This is a genomic window from Mesorhizobium sp. M8A.F.Ca.ET.165.01.1.1, from assembly GCF_004792065.1.
Lineage (GTDB): Bacteria > Pseudomonadota > Alphaproteobacteria > Rhizobiales > Rhizobiaceae > Mesorhizobium.
On sequence record NZ_SRTH01000006.1, the window covers coordinates 129,303 to 150,828 of the forward strand.

Consider the following 21,526-nt stretch of genomic DNA (forward strand, 5'->3'; position numbering starts at 1 on the left):
GCCGTCACTTGCCGCCCTTCGGCTTTTCGATGTGGCCGCCGAAGGCATAGCGCATGGCGGACAACAGCTTGTCGGCGAATTCGGATTCGCCTTGCGAGGAGAAGCGGTCGAACAGGGCCGAGGACAGGACCGGCGCCGGCACGCCGGTGTCGATCGCCGCCTTCAGCGTCCAGCGTCCCTCGCCGGAATCCGAAACCCGGCCGCCGAATTGCGCCAGGCCTGGATCGCTCTTCAACGCGCCGGCGGTGAGATCGAGCAGCCAGGAGCCGATGACGCTGCCATGCCGCCACACCTCGGCCACCTGCGGAAGATCGATGTCGAACTGGTAGTATTGCGGGTTTTCCAACGGGCTGGTCTCGGCGTCCGCCGTTCGTTGCCGCTTGCCCGCATTGGCCGACTTCAGGATGTTCATGCCTTCGGCATAGGCGGCCATGACGCCATATTCGATGCCGTTGTGCACCATCTTGACGAAGTGGCCGGCGCCACTCGGTCCGCAATGCAAGTAACCGAAGGGTGCGGTGCCGACGGTCTTGTCCGGCGTGGGTGCGCCGGCATCGGCGCCAGGCGCCAGCGTGGCAAAGACCGAATCGAGATGCTGCACCGCCACGTCGGGGCCGCCGATCATCAGGCAGTAGCCACGCTCCAGCCCCCAGACACCGCCGCTGGTGCCGACATCGACAAGGTGGATGCCCTTGGTGGCGAGTTTCGCGGCCTGGTCGACGGCGTCGTGATAATAGGAATTGCCGCCGTCGATGACGATGTCGCCAGGCTCCATCAGCGCCGAGACCTGGTCGATGATCTTGCCGGTGATCGCCGCCGGCAGCATCAGCCACACGCAGCGCGGCTTGGTGAGCTTGCCGACGAATTCCGCCATCGAGGCCGCTCCAGACGCGCCGTCGCTCACCAGCGCCGCGACGCTGGCCGGGTTGATGTCGTAGACGACGCATTCGTGGTCGTCGCGCATCAGACGCCGCACCATGTTGGCGCCCATCCGGCCCAGTCCCATCATTCCGATCTGCATGGTTTCGTCCCTGTTTGCTGAAGAGTCTCGGGTATCCCTGGAGAAGGGTCTACTGGCTATCCTGCCCGCCAGATATGACAGAGAAGTCGACATTCTCCCAATCGCCGGTGCCGGGCCAGAAAAAAGTGAAGACGAGCGTGTTTCCCTCGGGGAGGCCGGCCGTGGGCAGATCGACAAGGTGGATGCCGAACGCGTTTTCCACCGTCTGGCTGTCATGCGCGGTTGCCCAATCGTCGGTGCTCCAGTGGACAGTGGCTGCTGCCATCAATTCAATACGCAGCGCCTTGCCGGCCGGCAGCGTGCGGATCTTGTTGTTGAAGCGCCATGGCCTGAACGGCGATATGGTCTTGTTCTCGATGTAGCGCTTCACGCCTTGCGGCGGCATGTCGAAGACGGCGCCGTCGCGCAGCGAACGCAGCAGCTTGATATGCTCGGAGTGCGCCCAGACCAGCGGCATGGCGCTGCCCGATGGTTTGCCATGCAGCAGCTCGCGCTCCGGAATATCGGCGCCATCCCAGACCTGTTCCGGCAGCAGGCCGCCGGGTCCGGCCGACCGTTCCAGCGCATCGAGCAGGCTGGCCGCCTCGTCCTTGCGGCCGGCCGCCAGCTCATAATGCGCCCGTTCGCCGGCGAGCAACGGCCACGGCCGGCCCTGGCCGGTGCCGTCGAAGGGCGCGCCATCCTCGTGTTCGCCATAGCCGTCACTGTTATAGCGGTACCAGAGCGGCCCTTGCGGCAGCTCGCAGCGCAACTGCGCATCGATCGCCTTCACTGTATCGACGATGCGCGGATCGTCGGCGGCTCTCAGGCCAAAGCGCACCAGCGCCAGGGCGTCGGGGCTGACGATTTCTTCGGCCGGTCGTTCCGTGTCGCCGGGCGGGCGGTTCTTGATGGGCACATAGCCGTCCTTCGGCGAGCCGGCATCGGCGCTGTCGGGCGGCGCGATGCGGACGTAGTAGCCGGCGACGCTGGCCACCTTGCAGGTGGCGGTACCGGTGACATAGGTCCAGCGCTCGACCTGATCGTTCCAGCAGTCCGCGGTCTCGCGCAGATAGGCCGCCTCCGCCGTCCGGCCGCAGGCGTCGAGCAGGTCCGCGCCGGCGAGCAGTGCAGCGATCTCGACGGCCAGGGTGAACGGGCTATAGCCGGCGTCTTCTTCCCAGCGGTCCTCGCCGGTGACAGGGCCGTTGCGCACGACATAGGAAGCGCCGCGCTCGATCATGGGCAGGAAGGCCTTCAGTCGCGCCTGCGGCAAATGGCCGGCGCGATGCAGGGCGTCTGCCAGCAGCAAGGGAAAGGCGCATTCGTCCATCTGGATGCCCGGCCAATAGGCCGATCCGTCGAGCAGGCATTCTGCGGCCAATGGCCGTCAGGCTGCTGGATGGAGCGGAGGTATTCCAGGATCCGAAGGGCCGAGGCGGCATCGCCGGCGGCGAGGAAGCCGCCCGCCGTTTCGACCAGGTCGCGCGGCCAGACCAGATGGTAGCCGCCGAGATCATCATCGCCTTTGTTGAATCCCCACGGGATCGATAGGCTGGCCACCGCCGCGCCCGGCTTGGCCAATGACCGGTGGGTTGCCAGCACCGCGGTGGAGACGCGGTAGCTGTTCACCCCGGGCACTCCGGGCGTCCGGTCCAGCGGCAGCAGCCCCGCCTGCCATTCGTGCCATCTTTCGACATAGGATCTCGCTGCCGGCTCAAAACCACGCTTCAGGCTGGCGAAGGCGTTTTCGGCGGCCTCGTCCGGTGTCGCGCCAAAACCCAGCGCCAGCACGGCTTTTGTCTTCGTGGCGGTGAAGCCGATCTCGCCGGTCAGCGCGACATTGCCGTCCTCGGCGCGCCGGCAAGCCGGATCAAGCTTGCCGGTGTGGTTCAATTGCTGCCAGCCGTCGGAGAAGCCGACATAGCCGGTCGAACAGTCCCGCCAGGGCAGCGACGAGGCCAGCGCCAGGCAGGTGCCGCGCCCCGAGGCAAACAGGACAGGCTTTCCCCGGTGCTCGCCGACCCAGGCGGTGTTGCCCATGCCGGCATTGACCAGATGCGGCGCCAGAAGCGCGTAGACGCGGTAGTCGGCCGCGGAGCCCTTGAGCGGGCTGAAGGTGATCTCCTGCAGCAACGTCGGACGAGCCGGATCGGCCACGATGCGCTTCTCGGTCCGGTAGGCGCCGTCATCAGCCGTGTTGACCAGCCTGTAGGCGGGCACGCCATCTCCGAACGGCTCGATGCCGTGCGCGGCATCGCGCTTCTCCTCGGAGAAATATCCATCCTTGCCGGTGACGATCAGGCCGAGGTCGCGCGTGCAGGCGCTGTCGACGCGCGGATAATACACTTCGTTCAGGATGCCGTGGCTGATGGTGAACCAGACGCGACTGGACGGCGAAAGCGCCGAGCCGACGCCGCTCTTGGCGCTAGAGGTCCAGCGCGCGGGAATTCCCGGTGCGCCCGTCGGCACAGTCGGCGTCACTGCCATGCTTGTTCGGTCTCCTGGCCCGCCTGCCTAGCCATCAACCGAAACCATTTCAATCAGCGCACTGCAAGTTGATCGCCGGCGCGCATCGGATTGCAGTTGACAGCTCGGCGGCCTTCTGCACTTTTGTCTGACAATAGATAAAAAACAGGATCGCAATCGCGAAAATTCATCGACAGCCAACTGATCAACAACTCTCGGGAGGAGTATCCTATGAAGAAATTATTGGTTCTCGGCACGCTTGCGGCGGTGCTCGCAGCCGGTACGGCTTTCGCCGACACCAGCGGCAAGAAGATCGCGTTCTCCAACAATTACGCCGGCAATTCGTGGCGCCAGGCCATGCTCGACAGCTATGGCATCGTCACCAAAAGGCGGTCGACGACAAGATCGTCGGCGCGGCCGATGTCTTCACCACCGCCGACAAGGAGGTGCCGACGCAGGCCGCCCAGGTGCAGAACCTGATCCTGCAGGGCTATGACGCCATCGTCATCAACGCCGCTTCGCCGGACGCGCTCAACGGCGCCATCAAGCAGGCCTGCGACGCCGGCATCACCGTCGTTTCCTTCGACGGCACGGTGACCGAGCCATGTGCCTACCGCGTCGTCGTCGACTTCAAGGACATGGGCAAGCAGGAAGTCGAGCAGATGGCGAAGTTCCAGCCCAAGGGCGGCAATCTGCTTGAAATCCGCGGGCTGGCCGGCACCTCGATCGACGACGCCATCCATGCCGGTATCCTGGAAGGGGTCGCTGCCCATCCCGAATTCAAGATCGTCGGTTCGGTGACCGGCGACTGGGACCAGACCACGGCGCAGAAGGCGGTCGCGACCATCCTGCCGTCGCTGCCCGACATTGTCGGCATCGTCGACCAGGGCGGCGACGGTTATGGCGCCGCGCAAGCCTTCGCCGCCGCCAACAAGCCGCGCCCGACCATCATCATGGGCAACCGGCAGGACGAGCTGAAGTGGTGGAAGGAACAGAAGGAGAAGGACGGCTACAAGACCTGGTCGGCCTCGATCGCGCCCGGCGTGTCGACGCTCGCCTTCTGGGTGGCGCAGCAGGTGCTCGATGGCCGCAAGGACATTCCGCATGATTTGCTGGTGCCGTATCTCGCCTTCACCCAGGACGATTTCGAGGCGGCCCTGCCTAAGATCAAGGAGGGTGGCGTCGCCACTCACGAATACACCCAGGAAGATGCCATCGCGGCCATCAAAGCCAACATCAAGTGAAAGCCGCATCCGCGTTGCCTAGCACATCACTGAACGGATATCGTTGAGCATGGCTGCAGGCAACACGGGCATCATCAGGCTGGGCGGCGCCGAAAAACAGTTCGGCGCCGCCACTGTTGACGTCGTCAGACTTGACGGTGCCGAAAAGCATTTCGGCGCCGTCAGAGCGCTGGGCGGGGTGGATTTCCATGTCGGACCCGGCGAATGCGTCGGCCTCGTCGGCCATAATGGCGCCGGCAAATCGACGCTGATGCATATGGTGGCCGGCACCTTGACGCCCGACAGCGGCACCATCGGCGTGCATGGCGGCATCGAGGAGAACTACTCGGTTTCGCGGGCGCAGCAGCTCGGCATACGCTGCGTGTTCCAGGAGCTGTCGCTGTGTCCCAATCTCAGCGTCGCCGAAAACACCCGCATCAACCACGCCTCGCTGTCCGGCTTCGGCTGGCGGCGCAAGGCGGCCGAGCTGATCGCCGCCAAGCTCGACGAGATATTCCCGGACCATGGCATCTCGGCCTGGGACATTGTCGGCGATCTGTCGATCGGCCGGCGGCAGATGGTCGAGGTGGCGCGCGCCTTCACCGTGACGCAGGACCGGCTCGACCTGGTCATCCTCGACGAGCCGACCTCCTCGCTCGACGCGCACACGGCAGGCCAGCTGCTGGCTTTCGTGCGCCGCTTCGTCGCCGGCGGGAAAAGCTGCATCCTGATCTCGCACGTGCTGGGCGAGGTGTTGCGCAACGCCGACCGGATCGTGGTGATGCGCGACGGCAAGATGGTGGCGTCGGACGCGGCTGGCGCCTTCGACCGCGACCGGCTGGTGACGGTGATGGGCGGGGCTGAGGCGCGCCAGAAGACCGCCGCGCAGGCCGCTGCCGCAAAGCCAGGCGCCAGCCCGCTGCGCGTCCGGGCGCGGCCCGCCGGGCAGACTGACGGCAAGGAGCTTGTCGCCCGTGCCGGCGAGATCATCGGCCTTGCCGGGCTGGCCGGTCACGGACAGACCGACTTGCTGCTGCGGATCTTTGGTGCCACCGCACGCGCCAAAGCCGGCATCGAGGTCACGGCGCCGGTGGCGCTGGTGGCGGGCGACCGCCAGTCGGACGGCATTTTCCCGCAATGGTCGATTGCGCAGAATATCGGCATCCGCTCGCTGGCGCGTCTGCGCAACGGCTTGCTGATCTCGCCGCGACGCGAGGCGGAACTCGCCGATGCCTGGAAGAAGAAGATCGGCATCCGCACGCCCGACATGGACAACAACATCTTTTCACTGTCGGGCGGCAACCAGCAGAAGGCCCTGTTTGCCCGCGCACTGGGCTCCGATGCCGAAATCGTGCTGATGGACGATCCGATGCGCGGCGTCGACATCGGCACCAAGCTGGAGGTCTACGACCTCGTGCGCGAGGAGGCTGGCCGCGGACGCACCTTCCTCTGGTACACGACCGAAACCGAAGAGCTCGACAATTGCGATCACGTCTATGTCTTCAAGAACGGCCGCATCGTCGCCAATTTGACGCGCGACGAGCTGACCGAAGAGAAGATCATCCAGTCCTCCTTCGGCGACGCGGCCTGAGATGACGGCGACGCCAATCGACAATGGCTTCAAGGGATCGGCGGCGCGCAACGCGGCGGCGCGGGCGCGGCTGTTGCGCGGCCTGCTGCCGGCGCTGTCGCTGGCGTTGGTGTTGCTTGCGATCGCCTGGCTCAACCCGCGCGCCATCAGCTATTTCGGCTTCAGCCTGATGCTGAACCTGGCTATCCCGATCGCGCTGGCGACGATCGCGCAGATGTTCGTCATAGCCGGCAACGAGCTTGATCTCTCGATCGGCACCTTTGTCGGCTTTGTCGGCTGTGTCACCGCGACATGGCTGAAGGACACGCCGCTCATCGGCGTCCTCATTCTCGCCGGGTCGATAGGCATTTATGCGCTGCTCGGCGCGCTGATCCATCTGCGCAACCTGCCTTCCATCGTGGTGACGCTCGGCATGAGTTTCGTCTGGCAGGGGCTGGCCATCCTCGTCCTGCCGAAGCCCGGCGGTAAGGCGCCGGACTGGCTGCTGGCGATCATGTCGTTCAAGCCGCCCTTCATTCCGTTCCCGATCATCGCCGCTCTGCTGATCGCGGCGGTCGTGCATTTCGGCCTGATGCGCACCTCCTACGGCGTGATCCTGCGCGGTTCCGGCGGCAATCCGGCGGCGCTGCGGCGCGCCGGCTGGTCGCTGCTCAAGACCAAGATCGTGCTGTTTGCGCTGGCCGGCCTGTTCGGCGTGCTGTCGGGCATGGCGCTGATCGGCATCACCACCTCGGCGGATGCCAATATCGGCAATGGCTACACGCTGCTGGCCATCGCCGGCGTCATCCTCGGCGGCGGCGAGTTCGTCGGCGGCCGGGTCTCGCCGATCGGCGCCGTCATCGGCGCGCTGACGCTGGCGCTGGCCGCCTCGCCGCTGCTCACCTTCATGCACATTCCGCCCGACTGGCAGGTGGCCGCCAACGGCGCCATCCTGATCATCGTGCTGGCGGCGCGGGTGCTGATCAGCCGCAGGGAAAGGTGAGCGATGGCTTCGCTGAAAACGCTGCTCACAAAACCCTGGATCTGGTCGTTTGCCGGTGCGCTGCTGGTGTGGCTTGCGACGATCGCCTTCACCGGCGGCTATGGCGCCGGCGGCATGGTTACGGCCGCATTGTCCCTTGCCGTGTTCACGGTCATCGTCGGCGTCGGCCAGATGTTCGTCATCACGCTCGGGCCCGGCAATGTCGACCTGTCGCTGCCGGCCAATATCGGCCTGGCAAGCGCGGTTGCCATGAAGGTGATGGGCGGCAGCGATGCCATGATCGTGGTTGGATTGCTGGCGGCGCTCGCCTGTGGTGCCGCCATCGGCGCCATCAACTACCTGCTGATCTGGGCGCTGCGCATTCCGCCGATCATCGCCACGTTGTCGGCGAGCTTCATCATCCAGTCGGTCGACATCAGCTATGGGCGCGGGCTGCAGATCAAGCCGCCGCCGGGCTTCGCCGATTTCACCAACTGGCAGGTGCTGGGCATTCCGGTGCTGGCGATGCTCACCGTGCTGTTCACCATCGGCGCGGCCATCGCCTTGCAGCGCATGATCTATGGCCGCTCGGTGCTGGCGATCGGCCAGAACATCCGCGCCGCCTGGCTCGCCGGCGTCAATGTCGGCCGCATCCGCTTCCTCACCTACACGCTGTCGGGGGCGCTCGGCGGCATCGACGGCGCGCTGCTCGCCGGCTATTTCCGCGGCGCCAATGTCGATATCGGCAATGAATATCTGCTGGCTTCGATCGCGGTCGTCGTCATCGGCGGCACGTCGGTGGCCGGCGGCAAAGCCAATGTGCCCGGCGTCTGGGGCGCGGCGCTGTTCCTGGTGCTGCTGCTCACCATGCTCAACACATTCGGCGTCAGCGCCGGCGTGCGGCTTCTGCTTACCGGCCTGATCATCGTAGGGGTGATCACGGCGGCGGGTGGCGAGAAGGCGGTGCGCTGACTGCAACGTCGACGGCGCGACCGCGGCCTGTCGGGCCAATCATTGGACCAGTTCAACATCCGGTTCCCATTCGCGGCGCGGCCTAGTAAACCGGTCCGCGATCTCAGTCGGTCTCGGGAGGCCTCCGCTTGTCCAATTCTGTCAGTGTCGCGAACGAGGGTGGGGTCGCCATCGTCACCATCGACAATCCGCCGGTCAACGCACTGAGTTTTCACGTCCGCGAGCCGCTGCTGCAGGCGCTGGTCGCCCTGCGCGATGACGCATCGGTCTCGGCAATCGTCATCGCCTGCGCCGGTCGGACCTTCGTCGCCGGCGCCGACATCACCGAGTTCGGCAAGCCGGTGCAGCAGCCGGACCTGCGTGCCATCGTGGCGACGCTTGAAGCCATCGCCAAGCCGACGGTCGCCGCCATCCACGGCACCGCGCTCGGCGGCGGGCTGGAACTGGCGCTCGGCTGTCATTTCCGTGTTGCCGATCAAGGCGCAAAGCTCGGCCTTCCCGAGGTGAAGCTCGGCTTGTTGCCCGGCGGCGGCGGCACGGTGCGGCTACCTCGTCTCGTGGGCGCTTTAAAGGCGATGAGGATGATCGTTTCCGGCACCCCGATTGGCGCGCAAGAGGCGCATGGCGCCGGTCTGGTCGATGCCGTTTTCGAGGGTGATCTGACCACGCATGCCGTGAATTTCGCCCGCGAGATCGCCCGCAAGGGTGGTCCGTTCACGCCGGTGCGCGAACGCGATGAAAGTCTGGGGGAAACCGACCTTGCCGCCTTCGATGCCGAGGCCGCGGATCTTGCCAGGAACGCGCGCGGGCTCGAGGCGCCTGTTGCCTGTGCGCAGGCGGTGCGCAATGCCGTCACGCTGCCCTTCGACGAGGCGCTGGCGGCCGAGCGGGCGCTGTTCGTGAAACTCGTCGCCAGCGACCAGTCGCGCGCGCAACGGCATCTGTTCTTCGCCGAACGCGAGGCGGCCAAGCTTCCCGGCAGGGATGTCGTCAAGCGCAGGATCAGCCGCGTCGGCGTCATCGGCGCCGGCACGATGGGCGGCGGCATCGCCATGGCTTTCGCCAATGGCGGCTACCCCGTCACCTTGCTGGAAACCAGTCACGAAGCGCTGCAGCGAGGGCTGGCGACGATCGAGAAGAATTATGCCGTCTCGGTCACACGCGGCTCCTTGAGCGAAGACGCCAGGCAGCAGCGGCTCGGTCAATTCAAAGGCTCGATCGACCATGCCGATCTCGGCGATTGCGATCTGATCATCGAGGCGGCGTTCGAGGACATGGCGGTCAAGAAGGAAATCTTCGGCAAGCTCGACGCGGTGGCGAAACCAGGCGCCATCCTTGCCACCAACACGTCCTATCTCGACATCGACGAGATCGCCGCCTCGATCTCGCGACCACAGGACGTGCTCGGCCTGCATTTCTTCTCGCCGGCCAACGTCATGAAGCTGCTGGAGATCGTGCGCGCCGAAAAGACGGCGCCGGATGCGCTGGCGACCGTGGTCGACCTGGCACGCAGGATCGGCAAGGTGGCCGTCGTCGTCGGCGTCTGCCACGGCTTCGTCGGCAACCGCATGCTGGCCGCGCGTGGCTCGGAATCGGAAGCGCTGCTGCTGGAGGGCGCGACACCCAGCCAGATCGACAAGGCGTTCACCGATTTCGGCTGGCCGATGGGGCCGTTCCAGATGGGCGACCTGGCCGGCCTCGACATCGGCTGGCGCAACCGCAAGGCGCGTGGGCTGACGGCCGTCATCGCCGACTCGCTGTGCGAGCAGGGCCGTTTCGGCCAGAAAACCGGCCGTGGCTTCTATCTCTACGAGAACGGTTCGCGCACGCCGATACCCGATCCCGAGGTCGAGGCGCTGATCCGCGACAAGGCCGCCGAGAAGGGCATCGCGCCGCGCACGATAGCCGCCGACGAGATCATCGAACGCACGCTCTATCCCCTGATCAACGAGGGGGCGAAAATTCTGGAGGAAGGGATTGCAGCCCGCGCCTCCGACATCGATGTCGTCTGGGTCAATGGCTACGGCTTTCCCATCGGCAAGGGCGGCCCGATGTTCTGGCCCGGTCTCGTAGGCGCGGGCAAGATCATCGAGCGGCTCGAATATTGGCTGGAGCGGACCGGCAAGGATGTTTTCAAGCCGGCGTCCTTGCTCAAGCGGATGGCTGAGAGCGGCTCTTGGGAAGCCGGCTCAACAGCCTGATCCGGGTAGCGGAATCATCGGATCCGCGCGTCGATGATCTCGACGAAGCGGGCGAAAAGGCCGGCCTGCGACTTGATCTTGAGCTTGCGGTAGATGTTGCGGCGATGGACCTTCACGGTTCCCGGCACGATGCGCATGGCCCTGGCGATCGATTCCGTCGAATGCCCCTGCAGCACCAGGTCGACGACGTGCTTTTCGCGCGGCGTCAGTGACAGGCTTTTCCAGATATGGGCGCGGTCGAATTCGTTGACCGCGGCTATTTCCTCGTCCTGCTTCGTCACGGCCGGTTCGTCGGCGGGGAGGGCAGGCCAGCGCGATCTGATGAAGCTGATCACCGCAGGCGCCATGTCGCGCAGCAGCCTGGCATCGGCGGTGCCGAACGGGCCGGAAGCACTGAGCCGCATCAACGACAGCACCAGCGCGTCCTTGCCCGGCAGCGGCACGAAGAAGCCGACTTCCTCGGCCAACCGGGTCTGGCTGTAGTAGGAGCGAAAATATTCGCTGGCGTAGAAACGATCGGGCGCGAGTTCCCGCATGCGCCAGAACCCTTCCTTGCGCTCGACCGCCGCGTGATGGAACGGGTCGAGCAGGTAAGGCCCCTCCTGGTAGAGCGCGACGAAGACGTGGCTTTCGGCCGGTGTGAACGTCTCGAACAGCAATGGCGGTCGTGAGGCGCCACGATAGCCGAAGATCACGCAGTGGTCGAAGCCGACATGCTGGCGCAGCCAATCGACCATCGCGTGGCCGAACAGGTCGCCGCTCGTCTCCCGCGTCGCCGCGACAAGGGCGGCGAGCCGGCTGTATTCGTCGCTGCGGGAAGTGCTCAATCAATACCCCCTTAAACGAGAAAATAGATCAGATATACCACCCGCGAGGTATATACTAGCTGCCATTGGCTCTGGTAGCGTCTTGAAATCGCATCGTCCTGGAGCCCGCAGCCTTGACCGCAGTGCCCGACATCGAATTTCGCGGCGTGGCCAAGCGCTATGGCGCGGTGACTGCGGTCAGCGGTATCGACCTTGCCGTGCCGCCCTCCGCCTTCGTTGCGCTGCTTGGACCGTCTGGCTGCGGCAAGACGACCTGCCTGCGCATGATCGGCGGCTTCGAACAGCCGAGCGAAGGCCAGGTGTTCATCCGCGGCCAGGACATGGCCGGCACGCCACCCTACCGGCGGCCGGTCAACATGGTGTTCCAGCAATACGCGCTGTTCCCGCATCTCGACGTCGAAGCCAATGTTTCCTATGGCCTGCGCCAGGCAAGGCCACGGCTGTCGTCGCGCGAGATCGGCCAGCGGGCCGGCGAAGCGCTCGAAATGGTGCGGCTCGCCGGCTATGGCGGCCGCAAGATCCACGAACTGTCCGGCGGCCAGCAGCAGCGTGTCGCGCTGGCGCGCGCGCTGGTCAACAAGCCGGCGGTGCTGTTGCTCGACGAGCCACTGGCGGCGCTCGACAAGAAGCTGCGCACCGACATGCAGATCGAGCTGCAGAACCTGCAGCGCGAGATCGGCATCACCTTCGTGCTGGTGACGCACGACCAGGAGGAAGCGCTGTCGATGAGCGATTTCGTCTGCGTCATGAATGGCGGCCGCATCGTCCAGCTTGGACAGCCCAATGAGATCTACGACGAGCCGGCCGATCTGTTCGTGGCCGATTTCGTCGGCAAGACCAATCTGCTTGCCGGCAAGGTCGCGGGGCATACGGGCGAACTGGTGGACGTTGCGCTGGCGGACGGCACCATCATCGCGGCGCGCAAACGCACCGCCTTGCAACAGGGCGAGACCGTCTCGGTCAGCCTGCGTCCTGAATCACTCAGCCTCGGCGCTCCGGCAAGCGGCCCGCTCAAGGGTGTCGTCCGCAACCGGATTTTCCTGGGATCGACGGCGGAATACGCGATCGAGGTCCAGGGCATCGGAACATTACTCGCCAAGGCCGACCATTTGATCGGCCAAGGCAATCTCTTCAAGCCGGGTGAACCCGTCGCCATCGGCTTTGCCACCGGGACGCCGCTCGCGTTTCCGGAGACCAAGAACAACGGGACCAACCAGAGGGTAAACAAACATGTCGAAATCATATCGTGACGGACTGCCGATAAGCCCCGAGAATTTCGTCGACCAGCTGATGCGCTTGAAGCGCGGCTCGATCGGCCGCCGCGACTTCCTTGGCCTCACCGGCCTCGGCATCGCAACGGCGGTGATGGCGCGCGAGATCGGCATCATGCCGACGCCGGCCTTCGCCGCCGAAAGCCTTGGCGACCGCATGTCGATCGCCACCTGGCCGAACTACCATGACCCGCAGACCTTCGAGAACTTCAAGAAGGACACGGGCGTCGCCGTCGAGGTCAACGTGTTCGGCTCGAATGAGGAGATGCTGGCCAAGCTGCAGGCCGGCGCCTCGGGCTGGAGCCTGTTCGTGCCGACCAATTATACGATCTCGACCTACAAGAAGCTCGGCATCATCGAGCCGCTGGAGATGGCGAAGCTGCCGAACTTCGATGGCACCCAGGAAGATGCGCGTTTCACCTCCGAGGGTACCATCGATGGCACTATTTACGCCGTGCCGAAGAACTGGGGCACGACGGGTTTTGCCGTCAACACCAAGAAGCTCGCCAGGCCGATGACGAGCTGGAAGGAGTTCTGGGACACCGCCATGGCCGAGGGCGATGGCCGCACCATGGTGCATGACTACCAGCTCACCACCATCGGCAACGCGCTGAAATATTACGGCTATTCGTTCAATTCGCTGAAGCAGGACGAGCTCGCCAAGGCGGAGGAACTGCTGCTCAAGGTCAAGCCGCATCTGTTCGCGGTCTCGTCCGACTACCAGCCGGGCATGCGCGCGGGCGACGCGTGGATGACGATGTGCTGGACCAATGACGGCGCGCAGCTGCATCGCGACATTCCCGAGATCGCCTATGTGCTTGGCAAGGAAGGCGGCGAGATCTGGACCGATTTTTATGCCATCCCGAAGGACGCGCCGAACAAGCCCGCCGGCTACGCGCTGCTCAACTATCTGATGAACCCGCAGGTCGCGGTGAAGGAGCACCTCGCCAACGGCGCTCCTTCCACCGATGCGCGCGTCAACAAGCTGCTGCCCAAGGAAGTGCTCGACAATCCGATCCTCTATCCGGCGGCGGACTTGCTGACGCCGCTCGAATTCGGCGCGGCGGCAACGCTGACCGATCCGGGCCGTGCCGAACTGATGGCGCGCTTCAAATCGGCTTGAGACTGGCCTGGACAAAGACAAACGACCGGCGGGCCCATGTCCGCCGGTACCGGGACGGTTTCGATGCAGGGCAACAGATTTCGGCATAATTTCCTGACCGCCTTGCTGCTCGCGCCGGCGACAGTATGGCTGGTGGTGTTCCTGGTGCTGCCGTTCATCGCCATAGCCGTGTTCAGCGTCGGCGAGCGGGCCCCCGAGGGCGGATACCAGGCGGCCTTCACGCTGGCGCAATACGCCAATCTTCCGGCGCGGGCGACCGCGTTCTGGAACACCATGGTGCTGGCCCCGGTGGGCGCGCTTGCCTGCCTGCTCGTTGCCTATCCGGTCGCCTATTATCTTGCCTTGCAGGCGCCGCAGCGCTGGCGGCTGATCCTGCTTGCGCTGGTCGTCATTCCGTTCTGGACGAGCCTGCTGATGCGCACCTATGCCTGGATGTACATTCTGGGCGGACGCGGCATCCCCGCGCTGCTCGCCTTCGTAGGCATCGAGGATGTCAGGCTGATCAACACGCCGGGTGCCGTCCTGCTCGGCATCGTCTACGGCTATCTGCCGCTGATGATCCTGCCGATCTATGTCAGCCTCGAGCGGCTCGACCGAAGGCTGCTGGAAGCTTCGGCCGATCTCGGCGCGACCCCGCTCTCCACCTTCCTTGGTGTGACCCTGAAGCTGTCGCTGCCGGGCGTGATGACCGGCTTTTCGCTGGTCATGATCCTGCTGCTTGGCGAGTACCTGATCCCGACGCTGCTCGGCGGCGGCAAGGTGTTCTTCATCGGCAACGCGCTGGTCGACCTGTTCCTGCAGTCGCGCAACTGGCCGTTCGGATCGGCCATCGCAATCACGCTGGTGCTGGTCTCGGTGGTGGTGCTGATTGTCGCCAACCGCATTTCGAACCGGGTTGCGGGCGCCCGCCGGGTGGACCTCATCTGATGCGCGCCTTCGTCATTGCCGTCTTCGCGTTCCTCTATCTGCCTATCGTGCTGGTCGTGCTGTTTTCCTTCAACGCCGGCCACCATGCCAGCGAGTTCACCGGCTTCTCGGTGCAATGGTACGGCAAGGCGCTGTCCAACCCGTTCCTGGTCGAGGCGCTGAAGAACAGCCTGTTCATTGCCACCACCAGCGCCCTGCTGGCGGCGGTGTTCGGCACCGCGGCAGCCCTTGGCCTGGCGCGTGTCGGCGTCAGAACCCGCGCCGTCTTCGATGGGCTGCTTGGCGCGGCGATCGTCGTTCCCGGCGTCGTCATCGGCATCTCGACGCTGGTCGCGCTCGTCCAGCTGTTCGCCGTCGTCAACCCGTTCCTCGCCTCGGTCTGGCCCGGTGACCAGCCACCGCGCCTGTCGCTCGGCTACGGCTCGATCATCGCCGCGCATGGCCTGTTCTCGATGGCGCTGGTGACGATGATCGTCGGCACGCGTCTGGGCAGCCTCGACCGCAATCTGGTCGAGGCTTCGAGCGATCTCTACGCGACGCCGCTGACGACGTTCCGCTCGATCGTCCTGCCGCAGATCATGCCGGCGGTGGTCGCCGGCTTCCTGCTGGCCTTCACCTTCTCCTTCGACGATTTCATCGTCGCCTTCTTCGTCGCCGGCGCGCAGACGACGCTGCCGATCTATGTGTTCGCGTCGATCCGGCGCGGGGTGACGCCGGAGATCAACGCCATCGCGACGATCGTGCTCGTCGCTTCCGTCCTGCTCGTGGTGCTTGCCCAATGGCAGCTGCGCCAGCGCAAGCCATCCAACTGAAAGCTGCTGCTCCATGATCCTCAAAGACCGCATCGCCGTGGTGACAGGCGCCGGATCCGGCATCGGGCGTGCCGGCGCCATGATCATGGGCAGGGAAGGTGCGGTGGTCGTCATCGCCGACCGGGATGCGGCCGCCGGCGAGGCAACAGCCTCAGGCATCCGCGCAGTGGGCGGCCGGGCCGAGGCCATCGCCACCGATGTCGGGGAGGACGTGGCTGTCGAGCACCTGATAACCGGCACGCTCGAGAAGCATGGGCGCATCGACATCCTGCACAATCATGCCGGCATCCAGGTCGGCGGCACGCTGACCGAGGTCGAGACCGCCGGCATGGACGCCTCGTGGCGGGTCAATGTGCGGGCGCAGTTTCTCGCGGCAAGGATCGTCATGCCGTCGATGATTGCGCAAGGCGGCGGCGTCATCCTCAACACGGCTTCGAATTCGGGTGTCTTCTATGACCGCGAGATGATCGCCTACGCGACATCGAAACATGCCGTGGTGGCGATGACCAGGCAGATGTCGCTCGACTATGCCCGGCACAATGTGCGTGTCAACGCGCTCTGCCCGGGCTGGGTCGACACGCCCTTCAACGAACCGTTCATCGCCCAGATGGGCGGACGCGAGGCGATCGAAACCTATGTCCGCACCAAGATCCCGATGGGGCGCTGGGCCGTGGCCGAAGAGATCGCCGAGGCGATCCTGTTCCTCGTCTCGGACCGCTCGTCCTTCATGACCGGGCAGGCGCTGGTGATCGATGGCGGCGAAAGTATCGGCTGACACCGACGCTTTCATCTATCGACCTTCCCATTTCAGCCCCCTTTTTGCTGCGGTTTGCGTGGCGTCGGACGGCACAGGACTATGGTCTGGTTGTCATGGGACTTCAGTGCCATGGCAGGACCAGAGCGGCAATTTCTGTGACTTTTCAACTCGTTACAGCTTGGTAACGGCGTCCGCTCTCGGATTGCGACCGAGTTTGTCTAAAGTTTACCGGGTATAATTAGCGATTTCTCATACCCAGATGGTTCAGCGGTGGGCGAGTAGGCGATTCCCGAGGAGATTAACATGACAAACCGGAAAACTCTGTTCGCGGCGCTGGCCGCTTTGGCGCTTCTGGCGTCTCCGGCGCTCGCCGGCAATGGACATGGCAATGGCGGCAATGGCGGAGGTAACGGCGGCGGCAACGGGAATGGCGGTGGCAATGGCAACGGCGGCACCCACGGTAATGGCAGCGGCAACAGCGGTGCTTCGCATGGCAAGTCGTCGTCGGCACCGGGACATGCAGCCAAGACGGAAACCGACACAACCACCGACACCACGGTCGATACGACCACAACAGTCTCGTCCGTACCGAAGGACAAGAACATTCACGCCAAACTCGGCCGGCTGAACTCGCTGCAGCGCAACATCAACGCCTACATGAACTCCAAGAGCAAGAAGTTTGCCGGCATTCAGGCCTTCGTGACGCAATCGGCGACGGCCAAGAATGCGCAAGCAGCGGCCGCTGCCGCCGCCGCCACGGCCGCCGCCGCCCAAGCCCAGCTAGATGACCTGAATTCGCAGCTGAGCGCGCTGACGTCGCTGACGCCGGATCAGATCGCCGCCATGACGCCCGAAGAACAGGCGGCCTTGCCTGGCCAGATAGCGGCCCTGCAGGCAGATGTCACCGCACAGGAGGCCGTGGTGGCCGCCGACAATGCGGCGGCCGACCAGGCCGAGGCCGACGCTGCCGCGGCAGCGGTCGGCACGGATCCGGCGGCGCTCGACGCGGCACTGGCGGATATGGCCAACAAGCCCGTCGACGCCGATGTCACGGCCTGGGCCCAAGGCGTCCTTGCCGACAAGATCGATCAGATGGCGGCCAAGCTTCAGGCGGGAACGACGCCGTAGCGGATCGTCCCTGAAAAAGGCGGTAGCCAGTCGAAGAAGATGCCGCTGGGCTTTGCCCGGCGGCATTGCTTTTCCTGCTCGCACGTCCTGGTCGTAGCGATCGAGGCATAAGGATAGGGCGCGCGGTGTTGCCGCGCGCCATTCTTCATACGTGTTTGCGGCCGCCGGTCTCGCGAAACCAGCTGTCGGGATAGGGATACCACCAGTCCTGGATGGCCGGTCTGTGATCGATGATGACCATCTTCGAGCGGCGGAAGGCGTCGAGCCCCTGGCGCCCGAGTTCGCGGCCAAGGCCGGAAGCCTTCCAGCCGCCGAAGGGCAGGGCGTCATTGTCGATCAGCGGGTTGTTGACCCAGACCATGCCGGCCTCGAGCCGTTCGGCCGCCTCATGCGCTTCGGCCAGATCCGTCGTGAACACCGAAGCGCCGAGCCCGAACGGGCTGTCATTGGCAAGCCGGATCGCCTCGTCGAAATCCCTAACCCGGCAGATGGCGGCGACCGGGCCGAAACACTCCTCGCGCACGATCGCCATGTCTGGGGTGACGCCAGTCAGGATGGTCGGCTCGTAGAACCAGCCGGTGTTGTGCTCCGGCGGGATGCGGCCGCCGGTAATGGCCGTGGCGCCGTTGCAGATGGCATCGTCGACCAGCCGCATGACCTTGGCCCGTGCTGCCTCGCTGACCAGCGGGCCGATCTCGGTTCTGTCCATGCCGTTGCCGATGCGCAGCGCCCGTGTCTTCTCGGCAAACAGTTCGACAAAGCGATCGTGGACCGAATCGACGACGAAGAATCGCTCGGCCGACGTGCAGACCTGGCCTGTGAGGTGGAAGGCGGCTGTGACGGAGCCAGCCGCCGCCACGTCGAGCGGCGCGTGCTGGCTGATGATCAGCGGATCGCTGCCGCCGGCCTCGATGACGCAAGGCTTCATGCGTTCCGCGCAGGCCACGGCCACCGCCTTGCCGGCCGCGACCGAGCCGGTGAAAGCGACCGCATCGGTGCGATCGGCACTGATCAGTGCCTGCGCGGTGGCCGCGCCACCAGGCAAGCAGGAGACGAGGCCCTCGGGCAGCGACCGGAATACGGTCATGTAGTCCAGCGTCGAGAGCGTCGTCGCTTCCGCCGGCTTGATGACGCAGGCGTTGCCGGCGGCGAGCGAGGCCGCGACGGTCCAGCACATCAGCAGGATCGGAAAGTTGTAGGGCATGATGTGGACGGAGACACCATAGGGCTCGTAGCGCGCATACTGGAACGAGCCGGCCTGCGTCGTGCCGGCGATCTTGCCGGCATCGTCGCGCGCCATCTCGGCATAGTAGCGGAAGATCGGCGCGCAATTGGCGATCTCGCCGATGGCTTCGGGATAGGGCTTGCCCATCTCGCGCACCATCAGTTCGGCGCAGCGCGTGAAGTCCGCCGCCTCGATGGCGTTGGCGACGGCGTGCAGATGCTTTGCCCGGCTCTTGGCGTCGAGCTTTTTCCAGGCAAGCTGCGCCTTGGTCGCGGCGGTGAGCACGGTGTCGACCTCGCCGTCGCTGGCCGCCGCGATCGCGCCGACGGTTTCCAGCGTCGCCGGATCGATTACCGGCCTGTTCGCGCCGGTCATTGGCCGGTAGTCCGGATTGACGAAGAAAATCGGCCGGCCGGGGGAGAAATGCATGGACATCCTCTCGGATCCGCTCAACGGATCATGTAGACCTTCTTGATCGTCTCATGGACGGTGCAGACGCCTTTCCAGTCCTGCGGGAAGAAGGCCGCCGTGTCCGGCTCGATCTCGATGACCTCGCCGGACTCATGCACGTAGGTGCAGCGACCCTCCAGGAAGTGGCAGAACTCGTCGCGGGTGACGTGGCAGTGCCACTTGCCTGGCGTGCAGACCCAGAGGCCGCATTCCGAACGGCCTTCCGGCCCCTTGTGGAGCAGCTTGCCCGACGTATGGGATTGCCCCTCGATCATTGTCGGGATGACGCCCCAGTCGACGAGGTCCGTGATGGCAAGCGGCGATTGCATGATCGGCGTGGTCATAGGATTTTCCTGGTAAGTGCTCACCGGCACATGAAGGCCTTGGTCAGCGTTTGCGTGATGATGGAGATGCCGGTCCAGCCGGCGGGAAAGAAGATGAGCGTGCCGGCTCCGACCGGGATGTCCTCGCCATCGTCCCTGACATAGCTGCCGCGCCCCGACAGGAAATGACAGAACTCGTCGGCGGCAAAGGTCACCTTGCGGGTGCCCGGCGTGCACGACTACAGGCCGCATTCGTTCGACCCGTCCGGATTCCTGGAGAGGATCTTGCCTGAGGCCCGCGGCGCGCCGGCGAGCGTGTTGGCGCCCGCGCCCCAATCTTCCAGCTCCACGGTCGAGGCCTCAGGCCAATGCGGTGTCGGCATGTCTTGCTCCTCTGCGGCTTATTCTTGCTCAGGCCAGCATGTAGACGTTGCGCATGGTCTCATGCACGGTGCATTCGCCCGTCCAGCCGGCGGGAAACATGACCACGCTTCCCCTGGAGATTTCTATCACCTCGCCGACATCCGACCGGTAGGTCGCGCGGCCGGCGACGAAGTGGCACAGTTCGTCGCGCGGAATCGAGAGCCGCCAGCGGCCCGGTGTGCAGACCCATATTCCGGATTCCGGCTGGTTGTTCGGCCCTTTGTGCACGAGCTTGCCGGTGGAGTGGGAGACGCCCGACAGGGCGTCGGGCTGGACGCCCCAGTCGACGAGGTCGGTGCGGGTCGAGGCCTGGTGGAGGTGCGGGGCGGAGGAAGTCATGCTGATGCTCCTGCGCGCCGCCTGAGAAGCTCGTGCTCTACGGCGCCCCCCTCTGTCCTGCCGGACATCTCCCCCACGAGGGGGGAGATCGGCAACTTCGGCCTCGGCGTTTCGTCATCGACGTCGAAAATTGGCGAAGGCAGTCGCGACATCCAATCTCCCCCCTCGTGGGGGAGATGTCCGGCAGGCCAGAGGGGGGCGCCTTGGCTCGGCGTGTCAAACATCGCAATCACAGCAACGCCTCCAGCAAACCCGCAGCCTTCTCAGGTCCATTCTGCACGTGCATCTGTGCCGATGTCTGCGCCAGCTTCGCCTTCATTTTCGGATCGGTCAGGCAGGCTTCGATCTTCGCGATCAACTCCGCGTCCGTCCAATCGTAGCGCGGCATGCCGAAGCCATGGCCGGTTTCCTGGACCCGGGTGGCGTTGTCGTGGCCGTCCCAGACATAGGGCATGATGATCGCGGGCTTGCCGAAATAGAGGCACTCGGTGAAGGAGTTGTTGCCGCCATGGTGGATCACGGCATCGACCTGCGGGATCACCGAAGGCTGCGGGAACCAGCTGTCGACGATGACGTTGCCGGGCACGTCGGTGTACTGATCCCTGTAGCCGCCGACATTGACCAGCGCGCGGTAGCGGGTCTTGCCCAGCGTCGCGATGATCCGCTTCAGCAAGTCGACATCGCCGGCCCCCAGGCTGCCGAAGGAGACGTAGAGCAGCGGCCCGTCGTTGTTTTTGGCGAAGGCCGGGACGGGATAGGGCTTTTCCTGCCGCACGCAGCCTTCCAAATACTGGAATTTTGCCGGATCGAGCGGATGGCGGCGCTTGAATTTCGCGGCTTCGGGATAAAGCAGCAGGTTCAAATAGGGCGAAGCCTCGAAGAACTGGCCGATCGGATAGGGCGCCTCATCATTGGCGCCGAGGAACGCGTTGAAGTCATCATGGATCGGCTTGATCACGGCATTGAAGTGATCGCGGTAGCGCTGGTGTCCGGCATGGTCGTTTTCGCCGCAGCCGGAGAGATGCGGTGGGATGCCCTCGTCCTCGATCTCGTTTTCGGAACAGGAGATGACGCGCACCCACGGCTTGCCGAACTGCTTGATCGCCGGGAACAGGATGACGTTGTCGACGCAGATCACATCAGGCTTGATGGCGGAAAGCACGCGCGGCAGGTCCTTCTGCGCCCACTTGGCGCTGTCGACGATCGCCGTCCAGCAATCCTTGACGTAATTGTCGACCTGGTCGTAGGGCGACTTGCGGAAGTTGGGGATATGGCCGTTGATGAAGTCCTCCCAGAACTTGGCCATCTGCTCGGGCGGCATCGGTTCGGAAAGGTTCACCGGATGCGCCTCGAAGCCATAGCCCTTGTAGACATCGACGAATCCCGGATCGGACAGGAACACCGCTTTGTGTCCGCGCGCCTCCACGGCTTGAGCGATGCCGACGGAATTGAGCGCCGGGCCGTAGGCGGCTTCGGGAAAAAACGCGATCGTCTTCTGCGCCAT

Annotated in this window: 18 protein-coding genes and 3 pseudogenes; 11 read left to right on the forward strand and 10 right to left on the reverse strand. The window is 64.8% G+C overall.

The window, feature by feature from the left end; genetic code table 11:
• Positions 1 to 4 precede the first annotated feature (4 nt).
• The 3 genes and pseudogenes from gnd to EN808_RS36360 form a co-directional block, all read right to left on the reverse strand.
• A complete protein-coding gene (gene gnd / locus EN808_RS18535; protein WP_127277935.1) occupies positions 5 to 1,021 on the reverse strand; it encodes a phosphogluconate dehydrogenase (NAD(+)-dependent, decarboxylating) in 1,017 nt (338 codons plus the stop codon).
• 49 nt (positions 1,022 to 1,070) lie between these two features.
• Positions 1,071 to 3,490: pseudogene (locus EN808_RS18540) on the reverse strand (glucan 1,4-alpha-glucosidase).
• A 53-nt stretch (positions 3,491 to 3,543) separates the two neighbouring features.
• Complete coding sequence (locus EN808_RS36360; RefSeq protein ID WP_189524138.1) at positions 3,544 to 3,795, reverse strand: hypothetical protein; 252 nt, start codon at positions 3,793 to 3,795, stop codon at positions 3,544 to 3,546.
• On the opposite strand from EN808_RS36360, the pseudogene EN808_RS18545 reads away from it, so the two are divergent.
• The 5 genes and pseudogenes from EN808_RS18545 (at position 3,701) to EN808_RS18565 (ending at position 10,417) form a co-directional block, all read left to right on the forward strand.
• A pseudogene (locus tag EN808_RS18545) lies at positions 3,701 to 4,713 on the forward strand (ABC transporter substrate-binding protein). The gene EN808_RS36360 and the pseudogene EN808_RS18545 overlap by 95 nt on opposite strands.
• Before the next feature lie 49 nt (positions 4,714 to 4,762).
• Positions 4,763 to 6,283 carry a sugar ABC transporter ATP-binding protein gene (locus tag EN808_RS18550; protein WP_245525097.1) on the forward strand — a complete coding sequence of 507 codons (1,521 nt, stop codon included), beginning with the start codon at positions 4,763 to 4,765 and terminating at the stop codon, positions 6,281 to 6,283.
• A gap of 1 nt (position 6,284) precedes the next feature.
• Positions 6,285 to 7,265, forward strand: a complete 981-nt coding sequence (locus tag EN808_RS18555; RefSeq protein WP_135916586.1) for an ABC transporter permease — start codon at positions 6,285 to 6,287, stop codon at positions 7,263 to 7,265.
• Between the two features lie 3 nt (positions 7,266 to 7,268).
• The gene (locus EN808_RS18560; protein WP_135863386.1) at positions 7,269 to 8,216 is read left to right on the forward strand and encodes an ABC transporter permease; all 948 of its coding nucleotides are present in this window, start codon (positions 7,269 to 7,271) and stop codon (positions 8,214 to 8,216) included.
• A gap of 128 nt (positions 8,217 to 8,344) precedes the next feature.
• Positions 8,345 to 10,417, forward strand: a complete 2,073-nt coding sequence (locus tag EN808_RS18565; RefSeq protein WP_135916587.1) for a 3-hydroxyacyl-CoA dehydrogenase NAD-binding domain-containing protein — start codon at positions 8,345 to 8,347, stop codon at positions 10,415 to 10,417.
• 14 nt (positions 10,418 to 10,431) lie between these two features.
• On the opposite strand, the gene EN808_RS18570 is transcribed toward EN808_RS18565, so the two are convergent.
• Complete coding sequence (locus EN808_RS18570; RefSeq protein ID WP_127280016.1) at positions 10,432 to 11,244, reverse strand: LuxR C-terminal-related transcriptional regulator; 813 nt, start codon at positions 11,242 to 11,244, stop codon at positions 10,432 to 10,434.
• A 113-nt stretch (positions 11,245 to 11,357) separates the two neighbouring features.
• On the opposite strand from EN808_RS18570, the gene EN808_RS18575 reads away from it, so the two are divergent.
• The 6 genes from EN808_RS18575 to EN808_RS18600 all read left to right on the forward strand — a co-directional run bounded on the left by EN808_RS18575 (position 11,358) and on the right by EN808_RS18600 (position 17,262).
• Complete coding sequence (locus EN808_RS18575) at positions 11,358 to 12,494, forward strand: ABC transporter ATP-binding protein (RefSeq protein ID WP_127280015.1); 1,137 nt, start codon at positions 11,358 to 11,360, stop codon at positions 12,492 to 12,494.
• Positions 12,475 to 13,638 carry a spermidine/putrescine ABC transporter substrate-binding protein gene (locus tag EN808_RS18580; protein WP_135916588.1) on the forward strand — a complete coding sequence of 388 codons (1,164 nt, stop codon included), beginning with the start codon at positions 12,475 to 12,477 and terminating at the stop codon, positions 13,636 to 13,638. Before EN808_RS18575 ends, EN808_RS18580 begins: the two co-directional genes overlap by 20 nt.
• Positions 13,639 to 13,701: 63 nt before the next feature.
• Entirely contained in the window at positions 13,702 to 14,565 is an 864-nt protein-coding gene (locus tag EN808_RS18585; RefSeq protein WP_127280013.1) for an ABC transporter permease, read from the forward strand.
• Positions 14,565 to 15,377: an ABC transporter permease gene (locus EN808_RS18590; RefSeq protein ID WP_135863378.1), complete on the forward strand. Its 813-nt coding sequence runs from the start codon at positions 14,565 to 14,567 to the stop codon at positions 15,375 to 15,377. Before EN808_RS18585 ends, EN808_RS18590 begins: the two co-directional genes overlap by 1 nt.
• A gap of 13 nt (positions 15,378 to 15,390) precedes the next feature.
• Positions 15,391 to 16,152: a glucose 1-dehydrogenase gene (locus tag EN808_RS18595; RefSeq protein WP_127278200.1), complete on the forward strand. Its 762-nt coding sequence runs from the start codon at positions 15,391 to 15,393 to the stop codon at positions 16,150 to 16,152.
• Between the two features lie 285 nt (positions 16,153 to 16,437).
• Entirely contained in the window at positions 16,438 to 17,262 is an 825-nt protein-coding gene (locus EN808_RS18600; RefSeq protein ID WP_135863374.1) for a hypothetical protein, read from the forward strand.
• A 145-nt stretch (positions 17,263 to 17,407) separates the two neighbouring features.
• Here EN808_RS18600 and EN808_RS18605 read toward each other — a convergent pair whose 3' ends face one another.
• The 6 genes and pseudogenes from EN808_RS18605 to EN808_RS18630 all read right to left on the reverse strand — a co-directional run bounded on the left by EN808_RS18605 (position 17,408) and on the right by EN808_RS18630 (position 21,526).
• Positions 17,408 to 18,916, reverse strand: a complete 1,509-nt coding sequence (locus tag EN808_RS18605) for an aldehyde dehydrogenase family protein (RefSeq protein WP_135863372.1) — start codon at positions 18,914 to 18,916, stop codon at positions 17,408 to 17,410.
• A gap of 20 nt (positions 18,917 to 18,936) precedes the next feature.
• Positions 18,937 to 19,281, reverse strand: coding sequence for a cupin domain-containing protein (locus EN808_RS18610; RefSeq protein WP_095202811.1), 345 nt, complete (start codon positions 19,279 to 19,281; stop codon positions 18,937 to 18,939).
• 20 nt (positions 19,282 to 19,301) lie between these two features.
• Positions 19,302 to 19,487 (reverse strand): annotated as a pseudogene (locus tag EN808_RS37020) (cupin domain-containing protein); the annotation flags it as partial.
• Between the two features lie 12 nt (positions 19,488 to 19,499).
• Complete coding sequence (locus EN808_RS37025) at positions 19,500 to 19,643, reverse strand: hypothetical protein (protein ID WP_245525099.1); 144 nt, start codon at positions 19,641 to 19,643, stop codon at positions 19,500 to 19,502.
• 28 nt (positions 19,644 to 19,671) lie between these two features.
• On the reverse strand, positions 19,672 to 20,022 hold the full coding sequence (locus EN808_RS18620) for a cupin domain-containing protein (protein WP_127872867.1): 351 nt from the start codon (positions 20,020 to 20,022) through the stop codon (positions 19,672 to 19,674).
• Positions 20,023 to 20,251: 229 nt separating this feature from the next.
• Entirely contained in the window at positions 20,252 to 21,526 is a 1,275-nt protein-coding gene (locus EN808_RS18630) for a glycosyltransferase (RefSeq protein ID WP_135916589.1), read from the reverse strand.